The sequence below is a fragment of the Streptococcus pseudopneumoniae ATCC BAA-960 = CCUG 49455 genome (assembly GCF_002087075.1).
Taxonomy (GTDB): Bacteria; Bacillota; Bacilli; order Lactobacillales; family Streptococcaceae; genus Streptococcus; species Streptococcus pseudopneumoniae.
Map to the genome: position 1 here is coordinate 175,765 of NZ_MWSM01000019.1, position 18,880 is coordinate 194,644.

The following is an 18,880-nucleotide window of genomic DNA, read 5'->3' on the forward strand; positions in this document are numbered from 1 at the left end:
GAATGTCATGAATCCTAATCTTTTTAGAAGCGTCGAGTTTTATCAGAGACGTTACCATAACTATGCGACAGTGTTAATTATACCTCTTTCATTACTACTTACTTTCATCTTGATTTTCTCCCTTGTTGCCACAAAAGAAATTACTGTTACTTCCCAAGGAGAAATCGCTCCTACAAGTGTCATTGCATCTATTCAGTCAACCAGTGATAATCCTATCCTTGCTAATCATTTAGTGGCAAATCAAGTAGTTGAAAAAGGTGACTTACTCATCAAATACTCTGAAACAATGGAAGAAAGTCAGAAAACTGCCTTAGAAACTCAATTACAAAGACTTGAGAAGCAAAAAGAAGGACTTGGAATTTTGAAACAAAGCTTAGAAAAAGCGACTGATCTTTTTTCTGGCGAGGATGAATTTGGCTACCATAATACCTTTAGGAATTTTACTAAACAAGCTCATGATATTGAACTGGGTATCACAAAGACTAACACTGAGGTTTCAAATCAAGCTAATCTTGCCAATAGCAGTTCATCAGCCATCGAACAAGAAATTACAAAAGTTCAACAACAAATTGGAGAATATCGAGAATTGAGAGATACTATCATAAATAAAAGGGCTCGCTTACCAACTGGCAATCCGCACCAGTCAATTTTGAATCGTTATCTTGTAGCCTCACAAGGACAAACACAAGGAACTGCAGAGGAGCCATTTTTATCTCAAATTAATCAAAGTATTGCAGGTCTTGAATCATCTATCGCAAGCCTCAAAATTCAGCAAGCTGGTATCGGAAGTGTAGCAACTTATGATAATAGTTTAGCAACCAAAATTGAAGTACTCCGCACTCAGTTTTTACAGACAGCTTCTCAGCAACAACTAACCGTGGAGAACCAATTAACAGAATTAAAAGTACAGCTAGATCAAGCGACACAGCGCTTAGAAAACAATACCTTAACCGCCCCAAATAAAGGTATCGTTCATCTGAACAGCGAATTTGAAGGTAAAAATAGAATTCCAACTGGTACAGAAATTGCTCAAATATTCCCTGTCATCACAGATACAAGAGAAGTACTAATCACTTACTACGTATCTTCTGACTATCTACCTCTACTAGATAAAGGACAAACTGTAAGATTAAAACTGGAGAAGATTGGAAATCACGGCATTACCATCATCGGCCAACTTCAGACAATTGACCAAACTCCTACCAGAACAGAGCAAGGTAATCTCTTTAAATTAACCGCTCTTGCAAAACTATCTAATGAGGATAGTAAACTTATCCAATATGGCTTACAAGGTCGCGTCACTAGTGTAACTGCAAAGAAAACATATTTTGATTATTTCAAAGATAAAATTTTAACCCATTCTGATTAATTTTCAGATAACACTCTATAACTATTTATTATCTTATCAAAAAGGAGAATCATAACATGGATAAGAAACAAAACCTAACTTCATTTCAAAAACTAACAACTACTGAACTCAACCAGATTACAGGTGGAGGATGGTGGGAAGAACTCTTACATGAAACAATTTTAGGTAAATTTAAAATCACAAAAGCACTTGAACTACCTATTCAGCTATAAAAATAAGACCGAGAAACAAGCACTCTCGGTCTTATTTTTTATCATTCTGTATGTATTATAGTAAACACCTGACGAAATACTTGATTTTGGCAGGTGGTATTTAGACTGGTATTGGGATGGCTTTCCACAAGCTTCATGACGGTATAGAGACCAACTCCTCTATCCTCCCCTTTAGAACTGGCTCCAAAGGAGAAGATTTCAGAAATATCTATGCTCTCTTTTTTGATGGAGTTTTCAATGATAAAGGTCTCCTGTGCTCCATTTTTAAAAAAGGCAATTGAAACATGAGGTTGACTAGTCTCTGCACTGGCTTCAATAGCATTATCACAAAGGATAGACACAATGGTTAGAAAATCAAGTAGGCTCATCCCCTCAACCTGAATCTCCTCAGGAACTTCAACATTAAAGACAATGTTCTTTTCTCTAGCTTTTAGAAATTTCCCTGCTAGGAGACTTTTGAGGGCGCGGTCCCGAACATTCAACAATCGCCCAAGGTCATATTTATTGTCCTGCAATTTCTGACTGGAATCTTTTAAGACGGAGCCGTAGACCTCTTTTATCTGCTCCATATCCTCCTCTTCAATACCCAGACGTAAACTAGTCAAGAGGTTGGTGTAGTCATGGCGAAAACTCCGTACTTCCTTGTAAAGCTCCTCTATATGCCGACTATAGCGTTCCATATCTCTATAGCGCAAGGCCTGCTCTTGGTCCAATCTCTCATGGAGTTTGTCCTTCAAATAGGTATCTAATTTCTTGATAACCCCCATAAAAAAGAGGAGGTAAAACACTAGAATCAGATGGCGAACAGTCTTTGATTGAATACCTTGTTCATATTCAAGGTAAGATAGACTTTGCATCACTAGATAATAAGACCCCATTACCCAGTTAATCTTAGTAAGAGACTTTTGAAAACCTTTATCGAGAAACTCCTTTCTCAATCTAGTGAAATCATAGTCTAACCATTTCAAAAAGACTAAAACTATGAAGCAAACGAATATCATAATCAATACAAAGATAGGATTGCCATCCCCATCTACAATTCCTTGCCCCAAAAATGGAAGCACAAAATAGGAAACACCTCTGTAAAAGAGCTCTACTAATATCATTGGGAAGAGACCATAAAAAATAAGGATTTTTTTAGGAAGCCCTCTTAACAATAAGAAAGATAGACCTATACCGAACAAAGGTTCTATAAAATAGGACAAATATTCACTTACATCCAAAAATTGAAAAGTCGCAAAAATGGCTCCTAGAAGAAATTTCAGAAGAAAAGCTTTGAAAATCCTCTCAAAAGTGAGACCAATTCCATCTACCTTAAAGAAAATGACAATTTCTAGTCCATTAATAACAAGCGTATACAACAATATCCAAGCAACAGCCATAATTTCTCCTTAATCAGTGTAAGTTATTGATAGCTTCAGACACTTTCCTGACCTTATAACGCGCGATTAGACAGCTTCCACCATTGGGAAAGAAAAGCAGTTTTTCTTTCTTATCTAAATGCACCACATTTGCTGGATTGATAAGAAAAGAGCGATGGCACTGCAGGAGACGAGGCTCCTGCTTGAGAATCTCCTCTAAACTCGCTGTAAATTCCAGTCTGTCCGTCTCGGTATAGAGAATAACATGATGAGATTTTGGGGACGTTTCGAGATAGTAAACCTCTTTAAAAGGATACTGGAATTGAGCAAATTTTGATTTAAAATAAAAGCAATCTTCCGCCAGACTTTTACTGTCTTGACCATTGGCATAGAGGAGGGCTGTCTCGATACGAGATTCAAACTTCTCTGCCGAAAGGGCCTTATCAATATAGTCCAAAGCAGACACTTGGTAGCGAAAGGACAGGGGCATAAACTCCGAGTGAGTCGTCACAAAGACGATCAGGGCATATGGATCCCGATCTCGAATCTTTCTAGCCACTTCTAGCCCCTTCATCTCCTCGTTTCGAATCTCAATATCCAAAAAGAATAGCTGATGTGCGCCCTTCTCATGCACCTCTGCCAGTAGCTGGTCTGGCTTACCAAAGACCTCAAAAGAGCTGGGAATGATATGATGTTCTTTCAAAAGTTTCTCAATCGTCGTTTCAATCCTAGTCTGTTGGGAAAAATCATCTTCCAAAACAAATATTCTCATCTTCCTACTCTCCTTCTTTCAACCATTTTTGACGAATTTCTCTATAGCGACGTCTGGCATACTTGACAGCGTATTGACCTTCTTCTCCGAGAAAAAGGATTCTTTCTTGAAAATCAATCGATTTCACTTTATCAAGATTGACCAAACAATTTCGATGACATCTCATCAAGGTTTTCCCATATTGGTTCTCAAGATCACTTAAATTTTGAACCATATTAAAACTAGCTTCTTCTGTAACAATCTGTACAGTATGGGCTTTAGTTGGATGTGTTTGGATATAGTAGACATCGTCGATGTTTACTTTATAAACTGTTTTCTGTGTCTGAATAATCATATGTTTCATTGGATTCTCCTCCTAAGAAAAGAATAACAGAAAAGTTCTCACACAAGCGCACCCAATCCTAAACAGTCTTTGAAAACTCCTAAAAGGACTATTTTTCTACAACATCATGATGAGCTTACAACTATTTTATCATAAAATCTTAACAGTACCATTCAGGAAATTTCAAGGACAATTAAAGATTTGATGGTGAAAAAGGAGATAAAAGTGATAGACTATGATTATAGAAAGACTATGTTTGCAACAACTTTAAAAATCATCAAAAAAGGAGGGGTGCATATGATTTATTCACATCCACCATGATTAACACCCTATAAATATACTCTATTGCAATTGACGTAAATATAACAAGGAGAAAATTATGGCCAAGTCAAATAAAACAAAACAATTAACATCAATCGAACTTTCTCATATAAATGGCGGTAGTATTCCATATGGATGGTATTCTCCGTTTCATATGATTAGCGATAATGTACTATGTAGAAATGGATATTCATATAATAAAGCTAATCTTGATAATGGTAAATGTATCATTGATTGGGGCAACATAGTTGGCAATGTTGCTAATAATATAGGTGCCTCACTAGGAGATTTACACAATCCCTTACCTTAAAACATAAATTATATAGGAGGTCACGTAAATGACAGACCCAATTAAAACTGCTCAGGCACTGATAACTGACTTAAACAAAGCCTACCAAGCATGCAGACAGGCAACCGCTGACGACGTCCGCTTTCAGGAGCAATTAAACTCTATTCTTGGCTTTCTAGCAAAGGCTGAGACAGTGGATAATCGAGTCTTGATTGAACTGGAAAAATTTTACCAGACTTCCAGTCTTCTCATGGGACTCAGCGCTCTCGATCCAGATGCTCCTACTCGTGCCGCTTGGCGGGCCTATGACCGCTTCCACTTTGACCAAGTCAAGACCAAGTTGAGCCTCTACGGGCCAACCATTATCTTGTAGAAAATAAAAGAAGTTGAGGCAAACTGAACTCAACTTCTTTTTTAGTGTCATATAGGCAATGTTAGTCCTGCATCTGACGTTTTACCTGATAAGGCAAATACAAGACTTGTAAAACCAAACCTGCACCCAGCAAGGCTAGAAGGGCTAGTTTTTCTTGGAAGGTAATCAACCCGACAACTAATTCCACAAGTAAAACAAAACTGGTCAATCCTCGGACTACCGCCTGCAAGCCTTTTTCCTTTTGCCCCTTGTCCAGTGGAAAGAGTTGAGTCAAATACTGGTAGTCAAAGGCATGATAGAGGGCCAGCAACTGGAAGAGCAAGAGGTAGTTAAAGAGAACTACCACTGCTGTCGCAATCCAAGCTTGCTCGATAAAGACCTGCGCCAGCAAGGAAAGTAGGAGCAGACGGAGACTGAGCGCAAAGAGATCTCCATTTCGCAAATAAGAACGAAGATAGAGATTTTGCCAAATCTTCCCAGGCACCTTCTGAACAACCTTTAGGATAAAGTCCAGATAGGCACGACGCTTGACGCTGTTTGAAATTCCCTTTACCTGCGTAAAGAGGGCAAAGAAACGAAGCAAGACTTGTTTGCGCTTGCTTTCTTGGGAAATGACATAGTCCCAGTTCAGTCCAGTTTCAGTGAAAAATTTGCTGGCCTTTTGACGAAAGAGGAAATATTTACCTAACCCAAACAAAAGCACATAGATTAGGAAGACAGGCAAGCCATAACCCATGGCTAAAAATAAGGGCGCAAATAAAAGCAAGAAAAGGGTCTGTACAAAGAGCCAAAAGACTAGGGAAATGCCAGTTTGACGCTTGAGATGGAGCTTGATTTCCTCTTCTCCAACTAAGAGAAAGAGCTTGTCTGGAGCCTCCATATAGGTGGCAATTCCACCCCAAAGCAACAGTAAAACAGAGGTAATTCCTACAAACAAAAGGATGGGCCAATGATTTTCAGGAAAATCTTGCAAGAGTTGACTGTACTGGTAGGCTAGAAAGCCCAGCAGGACAAGCAGGAACAAGACAAAGTGGTCATTGAGAACATAGCGCAGATAACCGACACACTCCTTACGAAAAGCCTGCTTTCTCTTTAAAAACAAGTCTTTCATAGCTCCTCCTCTTTGGTCAGAGCCAAGTAAATATCATTCAAACTAGCCTCAGGCATGTTAAAGGCTTCGCGCAGTTGCAGGAGATTTCCCTTAGCACGCACTTCCCCTTTGTGAAGAATGACAAAAGCATCACACATCTTTTCCGCTGAATCCAGCACGTGGGTACTCATGAGAATAGACTTGCCTTTTTGCTTTTCCACTTCCAAAAGCTGAATCAAGTCCGCAATAGCCAACGGGTCAAGACCAAGGAAAGGCTCATCCACGATGAAAAGACTTGGATCCACCACAAAAGCACAGATAATCATGACCTTCTGCTTCATCCCTTTTGAAAAATGAACAGGGAACCAGTCTAATTTCTGGTCCAGACGGAACATTTTTAACAAAGGTTCTACTCGATCAAAAGCAAGATCTTGCTCAATACCATAAGCCATGGCAACCGTTTCGATATGCTCTCTGAGGGTCAATTCCTCATACAAGCTAGGTGTCTCAGGAATGTAGCCAATTTGCTTGCGGTAACTTGTCGCATCTTCTTGCAGGGTCAGGCCATTGATATTGATGGAGCCACTATAAGGTGTCAACAGACCGATAATTTCATTGATGGTCGTCGATTTTCCAGCACCATTGAGACCAATCAAACCGACCAACTGCCCACTTTCAACAGTAAAAGACACATCTTTCAAAACAGGGACATGAACATAGCCACCTGTCAGGTTTTTAATTTCTAACATATTTTCTCCAAATCTGGTATAATGTAGCTATATTATATCAAAATTCAGTACAGTAGAGGTAGATTTTATGTCAGATTGCATTTTTTGTAAAATCATCGCAGGGGAAATTCCTGCTTCAAAAGTATATGAAGATGAGCAGGTTCTTGCCTTTCTTGATATCTCTCAAGTGACACCAGGACACACCTTGGTCGTGCCAAAAGAACACTATCGTAATCTTTTAGAAATGGATGCTACTAGCGCCAGCCAACTCTTTGCCCAAGTACCAAAAGTAGCTCAAAAAGTCATGAAAGCTACCAAGGCTACTGGTATGAATATCATTGCTAACTGTGAAGAAGTCGCAGGTCAAACCGTCTTTCATACCCATGTTCACCTCGTACCTCGCTACAGTGCGGACGATGACCTTAAGATTGATTTTATCGCCCACGAACCAGACTTTGACAAACTCGCTCAAGTCGCTGAAACCATCAAAAATGCCTAAGGAGTTGCCATGAAATTATCCAATCTACTGCTATTTGCAGGAGCTGCAGCCGGAAGTTATCTGGTCACAAAAAATCGTCAAACCATCACAGATGAAGTCTTGAATACTACTGACCGCGTTCAAGCTATCAAGGACGATGTGGATATTATCCAAAACAGCCTGCAAATCATCGACCAGCAAAAAGAACTTATCAAAAAATACCAAGAAGACCTAACTTACAAGTTTAAGGTCTTAGAAAAAGATATCCAGACTAGACTAGCTGTCATCAAAGAAACACAGGAAATTGAAGATAAGTAAAAAGAGCTGAGTGGCTCTTTTTAAAAGGTAAACAAGTCATATCCCATCAACTATACATCACAATTTAGACAACTCATTCATCGTTGCACCACTAAATCGAAGACTTTCCGCCGTACTGAAAACGATTCTGGGATAAAGGTCTAACCTTAAATATAAAAAGCGAACAAAACGAGTTATCTGACACTCAGAATTCTGTCTTGTTCGCTTTTTTATCTAATCTATCGGTTTTTAAAATTTATAATAAAGAATTCCTAAAATCAAAATCTTTTTGTCTCAGACTCGTCCGGAAACTTTGAGACCTAGGCTCAAAGTTTAGGTATGGAACTTCGAAGAAGGTCGCTACCATCCGTCATTACTTAAGGAAAGTCTTAAAAAATCTATAAACAAAAAGAGCCCGACGGCTCTTCTTACTTTATTCTCCATCAAAGGCATCTTTAATATGGTCAAAGAAGCCCTTTTTCTTTGGATTGACTTTTAAATCACCAGCAGCTGCGAATTCTTTCAAGGCTGCTTTTTGGCGGTCATTCAAGCCTGTCGGTGTTACGACATTAACAGTAACGTATTGGTCACCAACTGCACCGCCACGAAGGCTCGGAGCTCCTTTGCCATGTAGGCGGAATTTCTTACCAGTCTGAGTTCCCTCTGGGATAACTAATTCAACATCACCATGAACAGTTGGGATATCAACGGTATCACCAAGAGCCGCTTGAACGAAGTTGAGGTTGAGATTGTAGAAGATAGTGGTTCCTTCACGTTCAAACTTGTCGCTGGCTTCCACAGAAACCACTACATACAAGTCACCATAAGGTCCACCGTTAAATCCAGCTTCACCCTGACCAGCTAGGCGAATTTGTTGACCTGTTTCCACACCAGCAGGGATTTTTACATGTACGCTATGAGCTTGTTTTTCATGACCAGTACCGTGACAGGTTGTACATGGATCTTTGATTTCTTTTCCGCGACCGTGACAGACATCACAGGTTACTTGGCGTCGCATCATACCAAGCGGAGTCTGCGTATCGACATTAATGACACCAGCGCCATGACAGCGTCCACAAGTGACTGGACTTGTTCCTGGCTTAGCACCAGAACCATTACATGTACGACAGCTAGCTTCACGGTTGTACTTAACTTCTTTTTCAGCTCCAAAAATAGCTTCTTCAAAGGTCAAGTTCACACGATACTGGAGGTCATCCCCCTGACGAGGAGCGTTTGGATTGCGCGAAGCTCCGCCTCCGCCAAAGAAACTTGAAAAAATATCCTCAAAACCACCGAAGCCACCTGCCCCGTTGAAACCGCCAGCTCCACCACCGAAGCCTCCAAATCCACCGTTGGCTCCAGCCGCACCATATTGGTCATAGGCAGCACGTTTTTGGTCGTCACTCAAAGTCTCATAGGCTTCCTGAACTTCCTTGTACTTTTCCTCAGCACCAGGCTCCTTGTTGATATCTGGGTGATATTTTTTGGAAAGCTTACGATAAGCCTTTTTGATTTCGTCTGCCGAAGCGTTTTTGGACACCCCCAGACGATCATAAAATTCAGTATTGTTCATACAAGATACCAAGACCGTAAAATTCGACTGAAAAATAGGAAATCTGACGCTGGAGCGATGCTCCTAGACAGATTTATCTTTTTTCCGAGAATTTAGGTCGGGTTCAATTCCTTTCTTTATATATTGACAAGACAAACCCCAAACAAATGAGATTCCGTCCCTTTTTATCGAAAAACAGAGGCTGGGTTGCAACCTCTGCAAATAAGTAAATTAACTTTATTTTGATTTTAAATATCCTATAAGTACAGAAATATTTATATATTTTTGTCTCTTCTTAGTATTTGCTATAAAATTCCAATAGATTAGAAGGAATACACCGACAACCCAAATCATGCCCATTATAAACGATATTATAAATTCTGGTTTTTGTATGGTTGCTGATACTAGTGCTGATACTAGCGCTGACAACAATACTGAAGTAACAAAATTCCTTACCGCCTCATCATTTTTAACACAACTTTCATGCTCAGCTAAAATAATTGCTTTATACCTAGCCAAATATACTGCTGGAATATTATCTATAAAATCTTTTGCAGATTCATAACTATCAGCTTTATTACAAAAATCATTATAAACTTTTCGTGTATTTTTTAGATACTCTTCATCCAATACACTCATCTTATTTCTCAGTAAACTCTCCGTCTACGACGTCATCGCCTGCGTTTCCTGTTGCTTGTGTGCCTTCTGCTCCTGCTTGAGCTTGTTGCGCTGCTGCTGCTTGTTCGTAGAGTTTAACAGCAAGTCCTTGAGCTTTTTCGTTCAATGCTTCAAGTTTTGCTTTCATATCGTCCAAGTTGTTGTCTTCTTGAGCTTTTTTAAGGTCATCAAGGGCAGATTGGGCAGCGTCACGTTCTGCGTCGAATCCTTTGCCTTCAGTTTCCTTGATTGTCTTTTCAGTCGCAAAGATCGCTTGGTCTACTTCGTTACGAAGGTCAACTTCTTCCTTACGTTTCTGATCTGCTTCAGCATTTGCTTCTGCATCTTTCATCATGCGGTCGATTTCTTCGTCAGTCAAGCCTGAGTTTGATTGGATGACAATTGTTTGTTCTTTTTGAGTTCCAAGGTCTTTAGCTTTAACAGACACGATACCGTTCTTGTCGATATCAAATGTTACTTCGATTTGAGGAATTCCACGAGGTGCAGCTGGGATATCTGTCAATTGGAAACGTCCAAGAGTCTTGTTATCTGCTGCCATTGGGCGTTCACCTTGAAGAACGTGGATATCAACGGCTGGTTGGTTGTCTGCCGCAGTTGAGAAGACTTGTGATTTAGATGTTGGGATTGTTGTATTGCGGTCGATGAGTTTTGTGAAGACTCCACCCATTGTTTCGATACCAAGTGACAATGGTGTTACGTCAAGAAGGACAACGTCTTTGACATCACCAGTAATCACACCACCTTGGATAGCCGCACCCATAGCAACTACTTCGTCAGGGTTTACTGATTTGTTTGGTTCTTTACCAGTTTCAGCTTTAACAGCTTCAACAACGGCAGGGATACGAGTTGAACCACCAACAAGGATAACTTCGTCGATTTCTGACAAGCTCAAACCTGCATCCGAAAGGGCTTGACGAACTGGAACTTTTGTACGTTCTACAAGGTCACGAGTCAAATCGTCAAATTTCGCACGAGTCAAAGTCATTTCCAAGTGAAGAGGGCCAGCTTCACCTGCAGTGATAAATGGCAAGCTGATTTGAGTTGAAGTTACACCAGAAAGGTCTTTCTTCGCTTTTTCAGCTGCATCTTTCAAACGTTGCATTGCCATCTTGTCAGTAGACAAGTCAATACCGTTTTCTTTCTTGAATTCTGCTACCAAGTGGTCAATGATTTTTTGGTCAAAGTCGTCACCACCAAGTTTGTTGTCCCCTGCAGTTGACAATACGTCGAAGACACCGTCACCCAATTCAAGGATAGAGACGTCGAATGTACCACCACCAAGGTCAAATACCAAGATTTTTTCTTCTTTGTCAGTCTTGTCCAAACCATAAGCAAGAGCTGCTGCAGTTGGTTCGTTAACAATACGTTCTACTTCAAGACCAGCAATTTTACCAGCGTCTTTTGTTGCTTGACGTTGAGCGTCGTTGAAGTAAGCAGGAACTGTGATAACTGCTTTGGTTACTTTTTCACCAAGATAGTCTTCAGCGTATCCTTTCAAGTATTGAAGAATCATAGCTGAGATTTCTTGTGGAGTGTATTCTTTTCCATTAGCAGAAACTTTTTCAGAAGTTCCCATTTTAGATTTGATAGAGATAACTGTATCTGGGTTTGTAACTGCTTGACGTTTCGCAGCGTCACCAACAATGATTTCTCCGTTTTTGAATGAGACTACAGATGGAGTTGTGCGGTTTCCTTCTGGGTTTGCGATGATTTTACTTTCAGTTCCTTCAAGAACTGCTACTGCTGAGTTTGTTGTACCTAAGTCAATACCGATAATTTTAGACATGTGTTTTTCTCCTTGTTAGTTAATTTTCTTTTTTTATATTTCCCTTAAGTGGTGGGGACGTGAGCAACTCCCTTCGGGATTTCATCACTTATTTTTGAGCCTATTGTCTCAAAAATCCCCTGTTTCAGTAGCAAAAGCTACTGAAACTTTTACCACGGCGGGAAATATCTTCCTTGCAAGCCTCCGGCTTGCCTCTTATCTTTCTTCATAGTTTATTGTCGTTTCGGACAAGTTTTCTATTATGTAAATTGCGACACGAGAAGTCGAAATCGATTTTATTTCGACGACGAGTTAATAAGGAGGCTAGGCAAACGCCATAGCGATTGCCGTTTTCTGACGAGTTGCTTTAGCTACCGTCAGAATTGCCTAGTTGTAAACAACTACCATGGCTGGGCGTAGGATGCGATCATAGAGTTTGTAGCCTTTTTGGAAAACTTGGGCGATGGTATCTGCCGGGTGTTCATCGTCTGCTGGGAGAGTTTGGATGGCCATATGGTAGTTATGGTCAAATTTACCGTCAGCTGCGATTTCTTTGATTCCTTCTTCTTTCAAAGCGTGAATCAAGCTTTCTTGCACCATCTCCAATCCTTTTTTGACATCGTCTGTCAATCCTTCAACCGCGAGTGCACGCTCAAGGTTATCCAAAGAAGGGAGAATCGCTTTTGCTAAGTCCTGGCTACGATAACGTTGCATGTTTTGACGCTCTTCATTAGCACGGCGTTGGATATTTTGCATTTCCGCATGAGCGCGAAGGTATTTGTTTTCGAACTCATCTGCACGTTCATTCGCCAAGTCCAACTCAGACTTCTCAGGAGTTGTTTCTTCAGCTGTTTCCACAACTTCCTCTTCTTGAACTTCTTCTACTTCTTCATTTTTTATATCTTGGGCCATTTTCGCCTCCTTTAATGATTTCAATCTTAATGTACTTCGTAATGATTACTGCTGAGGTAGCGGTAAAAATCTGTCAACTTCATGGTCAAAACACGGTTGACCACATTGACTTGGTTGATTAGCTGTTGGTAATCCAGATTGACTGGACCGATAATGGCTAGAATTCCAACTCCCCGATAAGGAATGAGGAACTTGCTACTAATCACAGCTAGGTCAGCTAGACAGGACTCCTGACTGTCTGCAACACGGACGTTTTGCATCTGATCTTCACGCAACCCCTCACGAATCTCCAGAGCCACCTTTTGCGGTTGATCAAAGAACTGATAGACTGCTAGATTGGCAAAATTCAAGAGATTAACCTTGCCCGCCACCACAATGTTTTCGTTGAACATTTCCTTAAAGATATGTTCAAAGAGATCGATCACATTGTCCGTTGTTGTAAAGTAACGCTGGATAATCTGCGGAATCTCCGTCCGAATCTTGTAGTGAATATCTAAAACGGTGTGACCGAGGAAACGTTCCTGAATGATGCTCTTCAGTTTCAGCAAATCTTCCTGCAAGAAGTTCCTTGGAATCAGAAACTGACTGGTAACCGTTCGCGACTCGTCTAGGGTGAATACTGCCAAGGCTGTATGTTGCCCCAAAACAACGATATCAAAGGCTGTCAAACGTTGCCTGCTCGGCTCAACATCCAGTGCCACTACCGTACAGCCACTCAGGTCTGTCAGTAGATTAGCAGCTTCTTGCAGAATATCCTCCAGTTTGAAGAATTCCTGATCAAAGGCTTTGACAATCTCATATACCTCATTTTCAGCCAGTTGATCAAAATCCAGTGAGTGTTTTACATAGTACTGAAAACCAGCAATACTTGGCATCCGACCGCTTGAAGTATGAGCCTTTTCAAGCAAACCTTGCTTTTCTAGAGCCGCCATGTCATTACGAATGGTTGCACTGCTAGAGTTAATAGACTCTTGCAAGGCTTTGGATCCGACAGGTTCGTGCGTTTTGGTAAAGATGTCAATAATCAGATTTAAAATATCCTGCTGACGCTCTGTAACCATCTCATCACTCCTCTCTGTCTGATAAATTAGCACTCGATACATTCAAGTGCTAACTTATGATTCTATTATACACCCTTAGAAGAGAATGTCAAGATAAAAATTCAAAAAATTAGCACTCTTTTATCAAGAGTGCTAAAAATCAGTCTGAAGACCTAGAACCCTGCCTTCCATCTACTCGGTATTTACTTTTTAGTCTGAAATAACCATAGATTAGATAAGAAATCATAAAGGCATATAGAGCAAAAATAACAAAGAAAGATTGCGACAGTTCTTCTCGAAACAAACTCATACAAACAACAAAACCTCCTAAGAAAGTAGCTGCACATGAACGAAGTCTATATCGCATAACTTCCCACCTGAGATTATTACTCATATAGACTTGATCCTCTGAAAGTATATCAGAAGCCGATTTACGAAGAATCGAACAAAAACCTGCTCCTATCAATTCCCAACCTCTATTTCTAAAATCTTGCAGTTCATGCTTATATTTTTTAAGAAATCTAGAATCATAGATACGGTAGATGACATCGTCTGGTTGACATTGGTCAAGATAGAACAAACCAAAACGACTAGTTCTATACCTCCAACCTTTCAAATGCATCTCATGTAAATATTCTTCTTTCTTGTCCAAATCAACAATGGTGAAAATCCGAAATTCTACTCTGCTATTCATTGTCTTACCCCAAAATTAGACAACATGCCTAGCGTTATTTATTAGATAATTCTTTCCACTTTTGACTCAATCTCCAAAAAATATAAGAAATCTGAATCGCAAAAACTATCAATAAAACCCAATCTATTATGAAAATCAAAAACACTTCCCAACTGAAAGAACTACCTCCAGTGACAAACTTTGAGAAAAACGGTAGTAGAGCTAAAAAGAGAAGCAAAATAGGAAGCATCCGCATTGTTAAAATCCTTTTGGCATAAAAAAATCTTTATTTAAACGAAAATATTATAGCAAAATTTACGCCAGTTTTTGAACGGCTGATGTAGATATTTTATACTTTCAAAATGTTTAAATGTGATTATTTATTTTTGAAAAATATCTCACCAGCCCGACTGAAAGTGCTTATAGAATGATAATAAGTCGCCTGCCGAAAACAGCGGAAAATAGCGGTGTTATGCGGAGATAATCTGACGCGATGCGAAAGTATATTGCATACTTATTTTCAACAATTTAGCAGAGTATTTTTATAAGTGTGATATAATAGAAGTATAATTTGTTCTGATAGTTTATTTTATGGAGAAGTAGATTTTTAGAATGCGGAGGGTTCAATATGGTTGAGTTTATAAAGTCTAAGAAAGAAATGAGTGAGGAGGATATTAAAGCAAATTTCATCACTCCTGCTATTGTATCCAAAGGATGGAAAAATGGTGAGCATATCGCTTACGAAGAATACTTCACTGATGGTCGAATTGAGGTTAGAGGAGATAAGGCTCGTCGTAAAGAAGGAAAAAAATCAGACTATTCACTGTATTACCAATTTGGAACTCGAATTGCAATTGTTGAGGCAAAGGATAATAAACACAGCGTTCGAGCAGGATTACAACAAGCTATTGAATACGGAGAGATTTTAGATGTTCCATTTGTTTATTCTTCGAATGGTGATGGCTTTATTGAACACGACCGTATCACGAGAGAAGAACGTGAGCTGGAGTTAGACGAATTCCCTACTCGTGAAGAATTATTTTCTCGTATGACGAAGGAAAAAGGATTGACGTACGAAATTACAGAAGCTATCTCAACTCCATACTATACAGACGCCTTCTCAATGAAAACGCCACGCTATTATCAGCAAATAGCTATCAACCGTACTATTGAAACAGTTGCCAGAGGACAAAAACGAGTAATGTTTGTGATGGCAACAGGAACGGGGAAAACGTTCATGGCTTTTCAAATTATTCATCGCCTTCGAAAAGCTGGTTTGGCTAAACGAGTTTTATTCTTAGCAGATAGAAACATCTTAGTAGACCAAACGATGGCTGAAGACTTTAGACCATTCGAAAAGGTAATGACGAAAATTACACCAAAACTTTTGACTGCTCCTGAAAAATTAAATTCTTTTGAAATTTATCTAGGGCTTTATCAGCAACTAACTGGTGAAGATGGAACTGAGACACATTATCAAAAATTTGACAAAGACTTCTTTGATTTAATCGTAATTGATGAAGCGCACCGTGGTTCAGCTAAGGAAGACAGTAACTGGCGTAAGGTGATTGATTATTTCAGTTCTGCGACACAGATTGGGATGACCGCTACTCCTAAAGAAACCAAGAATGCTTCCAATACGGAATACTTTGGTGAGCCAATCTATACTTATAGTTTAAAACAGGGAATAGAGGATGGTTTTTTGGCTCCATATCGTGTTATGAGGGTTAATTTAGATGTGGATGTGGATGGTTATCGTCCAGAAACTGGAAAAGTTGATGCTAACGAACAATTAATAGAAGATAGGTACTACAGCAGGAAAGATTTTGATAAAACCATTGTCATTGATGATAGAACGCAAAGAGTTGCCAAGTTTGTTTCTGATTATATGAAGCAAAGCAATGCACGATTTGATAAAACAATTGTTTTTTGTGTTGATATTGACCATGCCGAGCGAATGCGTGCTGCACTTGTAAAAGAGAATCTAGACTTAGTCCAAGAAGACTATCGTTATGTCATGCAAGTAACTGGTGACAACGCTGAAGGAAAAGCTCAACTGGATAACTTTATGGATGTCAATTCTAATTTTCCCGCTATTGTAACAACGTCTAAATTATTAACGACAGGAGTTAATGCTAAAACATGTCGTTTGATTGTTTTAGACTCTAATATCCAATCCATGACTGAATTTAAACAAATTATTGGTCGTGGCACACGTCTTTATCCTCAAAAGGGGAAAGAATTTTTTACGATTATTGATTTTCGAAATGTTACCAATTTGTTTGCTGACCCTGATTTTGATGGTGAACCAGTGAAGGTTCTGGAAACGGGCGCAAAAACAAACAATGGTACTACACCTGGTTTTGTAAACGAAGGTGGTGACCCAGTAGAAAAATATATCGTTACAGACAAGCAGGTTACCATTCTTAATTCTACTGTTCAAGTATTGGATGAAAACGGGAAACTGATTACCGAAAGCCTGACCGACTACACTCGGAAGAATATCTTAGGTAGCTACGCCACTTTGAACGATTTTATCACAGTTTGGCATACGGCGGATAAAAAGAAGCTTATCTTAGACGAACTTTATAAAAAAGGAGTTTATCTAGATGCTATTCGAGAGTCGGAGGGAATATCAGAACAAGAAATCGATGATTTTGATTTACTCCTAAAACTTGCCTATGGTCAAAAAGAATTAACCAAAACGGAACGTATCAATAAGCTCAAACAAAGCGGATATTTATATAAATATAGTGAGGAAGCGCGTGCTGTTTTGGAAATTTTACTGAACAAATACATGGATAAAGGTATTGGAGAACTCGAAAGCATTGAAACATTAAAACTTCCAGAATTTCAGATATATGGTGGAACCTTCAAAATCATCAATACTTATTTTGGAGATAAAAAACGATATTTACAAGCAATTAAAGAATTGGAGCAAGAGCTATTTACAGTAGCTTAATGAAAGGAAAGTATGTCAATTACATCATTTGTAAAAAGAATTCAAGATATCACTCGAAACGATGCTGGTGTTAATGGTGATGCTCAACGTATTGAGCAAATGTCTTGGTTATTATTCTTAAAAATTTATGATAGCCGTGAAATGGTTTGGGAATTAGAAGAAGACGAGTATGAGTCAATTATCCCAGAGGAATTAAAATGGCGAAATTGGGCTCATGCTCAAAATGGGGAACGGGTATTGACAGGCGATGAATTACTTGATTTTGTCAATAACAAGTTATTCAAAGAGTTGAAAGAGCTTGAAATAACTTCAAATATGCCTATTCGAAAAACGATTGTTAAATCAGCTTTTGAAGATGCGAACAACTATATGAAAAATGGCGTCTTGTTACGCCAAGTCATCAATGTTATTGATGAAGTTGATTTCAATAGCCCTGAAGATCGTCATTCTTTTAATGATATTTACGAAAAAATTCTTAAAGATATTCAAAATGCTGGGAACTCAGGAGAATTTTATACGCCACGTGCAGCGACTGATTTTATTGCCGAAGTTCTTGACCCAAAACTTGGAGAATCAATGGCAGACCTTGCTTGCGGAACAGGAGGCTTCTTGACTTCGACTCTGAACCGTTTAAGTAGTCAACGTAAAACTAGTGAAGATACCAAAAAATATAATACAGCTGTTTTTGGTATTGAAAAGAAAGCATTTCCTCATCTTTTAGCAGTTACAAATCTGTTTCTTCACGAAATTGATGACCCTAAAATTGTTCATGGAAATACTTTGGAGAAAAATGTTCGTGAATATACGGATGATGAAAAATTTGACATTATTATGATGAATCCACCTTTTGGAGGGTCAGAATTAGAAACAATAAAAAATAACTTTCCAGCAGAATTACGGAGTTCTGAAACAGCTGATTTATTTATGGCTGTCATTATGTATCGTTTGAAAGAAAATGGTCGTGTTGGAGTTATTTTACCTGATGGTTTTCTATTTGGTGAAGGTGTAAAAACTCGCTTGAAACAAAAACTGGTAGATGAGTTCAACTTACATACGATTATTAGGTTGCCTCATAGTGTCTTTGCACCGTATACAGGAATCCATACGAACATTCTTTTCTTTGATAAAACAAAGAAAACAGAAGAAACTTGGTTTTATCGTTTAGATATGCCAGATGGTTATAAAAATTTCTCGAAAACTAAGCCGATGAAGTCAGAACACTTCAATCCTGTTCGTGACTGGTGGGAAAATCGTGAAGAGATTTTGGAAGGTAAGTTCTACAAATCTAAATCATTTACACCTAGTGAATTGGCTGAGTTGAATTATAATTTAGACCAGTGTGGCTTTCCAAAAGAGGAAGAGGAAATCTTAAATCCCTTTGAGTTGATTCAGAATTATCAAGCGGAAAGAGCAACTTTAAATCATAAGATTGATAATGTATTAGCTGATATTTTGCAGTTGTTGGAGGACAAATAATGACACCAGAACAACTTAAAGCAAGTATTCTCCAAAGAGCGATGGAAGGGAAATTAGTGCCGCAAAATCCCAATGACGAACCTGCAAGTGAATTATTAAAGAGAATTAAAGCTGAAAAAGAAAAACTTATCAGTGAAGGAAAAATCAAACGAGATAAAAAGGAAACTGAGATATTTCGTGGTGATGATGGGAAACATTATGGGAAGTTTG

The 18,880-nt window shown here is 39.0% G+C and carries 20 protein-coding genes; 9 read left to right on the top strand and 11 right to left on the bottom strand.

Annotated features, from left to right (window positions below; genetic code table 11):
• Positions 1–7: 7 nt before the first annotated feature.
• Together blpB and blpC are read left to right on the top strand one after the other, a co-directional pair.
• Positions 8–1,369, top strand: coding sequence for a peptide export ABC transport accessory protein BlpB (gene blpB / locus B4W83_RS05700; protein WP_001069109.1), 1,362 nt, complete (start codon positions 8–10; stop codon positions 1,367–1,369).
• A 56-nt stretch (positions 1,370–1,425) separates the two neighbouring features.
• On the top strand, positions 1,426–1,581 hold the full coding sequence (gene blpC, locus B4W83_RS05705; protein ID WP_000358818.1) for a quorum-sensing system pheromone BlpC: 156 nt from the start codon (positions 1,426–1,428) through the stop codon (positions 1,579–1,581).
• Between the two features lie 41 nt (positions 1,582–1,622).
• Here blpC and B4W83_RS05710 read toward each other — a convergent pair whose 3' ends face one another.
• Genes B4W83_RS05710 through B4W83_RS05720 form a run of 3 tightly spaced genes read right to left on the bottom strand, consistent with a single transcriptional unit; the run spans position 1,623 to position 4,057 of the window.
• On the bottom strand, positions 1,623–2,963 hold the full coding sequence (locus tag B4W83_RS05710; protein WP_000257455.1) for a sensor histidine kinase: 1,341 nt from the start codon (positions 2,961–2,963) through the stop codon (positions 1,623–1,625).
• A gap of 13 nt (positions 2,964–2,976) precedes the next feature.
• A complete protein-coding gene (locus tag B4W83_RS05715) occupies positions 2,977–3,714 on the bottom strand; it encodes a response regulator transcription factor (protein ID WP_001219132.1) in 738 nt (245 codons plus the stop codon).
• A gap of 4 nt (positions 3,715–3,718) precedes the next feature.
• Positions 3,719–4,057: a LytTR family DNA-binding domain-containing protein gene (locus B4W83_RS05720; protein ID WP_000682128.1), complete on the bottom strand. Its 339-nt coding sequence runs from the start codon at positions 4,055–4,057 to the stop codon at positions 3,719–3,721.
• Positions 4,058–4,415: 358 nt separating this feature from the next.
• Between B4W83_RS05720 and B4W83_RS05725 the strand changes: the two genes are divergently transcribed.
• Together B4W83_RS05725 and B4W83_RS05730 are read left to right on the top strand one after the other, a co-directional pair.
• Positions 4,416–4,667 (top strand): hypothetical protein, encoded by a 252-nt coding sequence (locus B4W83_RS05725; RefSeq protein WP_001130045.1) that lies wholly within the window; start codon positions 4,416–4,418, stop codon positions 4,665–4,667.
• A 28-nt stretch (positions 4,668–4,695) separates the two neighbouring features.
• Positions 4,696–5,019, top strand: a complete 324-nt coding sequence (locus B4W83_RS05730) for a hypothetical protein (RefSeq protein ID WP_000131861.1) — start codon at positions 4,696–4,698, stop codon at positions 5,017–5,019.
• Between the two features lie 61 nt (positions 5,020–5,080).
• On the opposite strand, the gene B4W83_RS05735 is transcribed toward B4W83_RS05730, so the two are convergent.
• Together B4W83_RS05735 and B4W83_RS05740 are read right to left on the bottom strand one after the other, a co-directional pair.
• Positions 5,081–6,130: an ABC transporter permease gene (locus B4W83_RS05735; RefSeq protein ID WP_000653795.1), complete on the bottom strand. Its 1,050-nt coding sequence runs from the start codon at positions 6,128–6,130 to the stop codon at positions 5,081–5,083.
• Positions 6,127–6,858 (bottom strand): ABC transporter ATP-binding protein, encoded by a 732-nt coding sequence (locus B4W83_RS05740; RefSeq protein ID WP_000889951.1) that lies wholly within the window; start codon positions 6,856–6,858, stop codon positions 6,127–6,129. The genes B4W83_RS05735 and B4W83_RS05740 overlap by 4 nt, the downstream gene beginning before the upstream one ends.
• Positions 6,859–6,925: 67 nt before the next feature.
• Here B4W83_RS05740 and B4W83_RS05745 point away from each other — a divergent pair, with 67 nt between their 5' ends.
• Both B4W83_RS05745 and B4W83_RS05750 read left to right on the top strand, forming a co-directional pair.
• Positions 6,926–7,336, top strand: coding sequence for an HIT family protein (locus B4W83_RS05745; RefSeq protein ID WP_001278321.1), 411 nt, complete (start codon positions 6,926–6,928; stop codon positions 7,334–7,336).
• A 9-nt stretch (positions 7,337–7,345) separates the two neighbouring features.
• Positions 7,346–7,633: a hypothetical protein gene (locus B4W83_RS05750; RefSeq protein WP_000777758.1), complete on the top strand. Its 288-nt coding sequence runs from the start codon at positions 7,346–7,348 to the stop codon at positions 7,631–7,633.
• 412 nt (positions 7,634–8,045) lie between these two features.
• On the opposite strand, the gene dnaJ is transcribed toward B4W83_RS05750, so the two are convergent.
• From dnaJ to B4W83_RS05780, 6 genes are all read right to left on the bottom strand, one after another.
• Positions 8,046–9,185, bottom strand: a complete 1,140-nt coding sequence (gene dnaJ / locus B4W83_RS05755; RefSeq protein ID WP_007284955.1) for a molecular chaperone DnaJ — start codon at positions 9,183–9,185, stop codon at positions 8,046–8,048.
• A gap of 216 nt (positions 9,186–9,401) precedes the next feature.
• Entirely contained in the window at positions 9,402–9,803 is a 402-nt protein-coding gene (locus B4W83_RS05760; RefSeq protein WP_000114424.1) for a hypothetical protein, read from the bottom strand.
• A gap of 1 nt (position 9,804) precedes the next feature.
• A complete protein-coding gene (gene dnaK, locus B4W83_RS05765; protein WP_000034672.1) occupies positions 9,805–11,628 on the bottom strand; it encodes a molecular chaperone DnaK in 1,824 nt (607 codons plus the stop codon).
• Between the two features lie 366 nt (positions 11,629–11,994).
• Positions 11,995–12,519, bottom strand: coding sequence for a nucleotide exchange factor GrpE (gene grpE / locus B4W83_RS05770; RefSeq protein WP_000046032.1), 525 nt, complete (start codon positions 12,517–12,519; stop codon positions 11,995–11,997).
• Positions 12,520–12,545: 26 nt separating this feature from the next.
• Positions 12,546–13,580: a heat-inducible transcriptional repressor HrcA gene (gene hrcA, locus B4W83_RS05775; protein WP_000255739.1), complete on the bottom strand. Its 1,035-nt coding sequence runs from the start codon at positions 13,578–13,580 to the stop codon at positions 12,546–12,548.
• A gap of 139 nt (positions 13,581–13,719) precedes the next feature.
• Positions 13,720–14,253, bottom strand: a complete 534-nt coding sequence (locus B4W83_RS05780; protein WP_001088699.1) for a DUF2812 domain-containing protein — start codon at positions 14,251–14,253, stop codon at positions 13,720–13,722.
• A 607-nt stretch (positions 14,254–14,860) separates the two neighbouring features.
• Here B4W83_RS05780 and hsdR point away from each other — a divergent pair.
• The 3 genes from hsdR to B4W83_RS05800 all read left to right on the top strand — a co-directional run.
• Positions 14,861–17,194 (top strand): EcoAI/FtnUII family type I restriction enzme subunit R, encoded by a 2,334-nt coding sequence (hsdR, locus tag B4W83_RS05790; protein WP_000229094.1) that lies wholly within the window; start codon positions 14,861–14,863, stop codon positions 17,192–17,194.
• Positions 17,195–17,206: 12 nt separating this feature from the next.
• The gene (locus tag B4W83_RS05795) at positions 17,207–18,670 is read left to right on the top strand and encodes a class I SAM-dependent DNA methyltransferase (RefSeq protein ID WP_000029046.1); all 1,464 of its coding nucleotides are present in this window, start codon (positions 17,207–17,209) and stop codon (positions 18,668–18,670) included.
• The coding region (locus B4W83_RS05800) for a hypothetical protein (RefSeq protein WP_032495955.1) at positions 18,670–18,880 on the top strand (211 nt) is incomplete at its 3' end. The genes B4W83_RS05795 and B4W83_RS05800, both read left to right, overlap by 1 nt.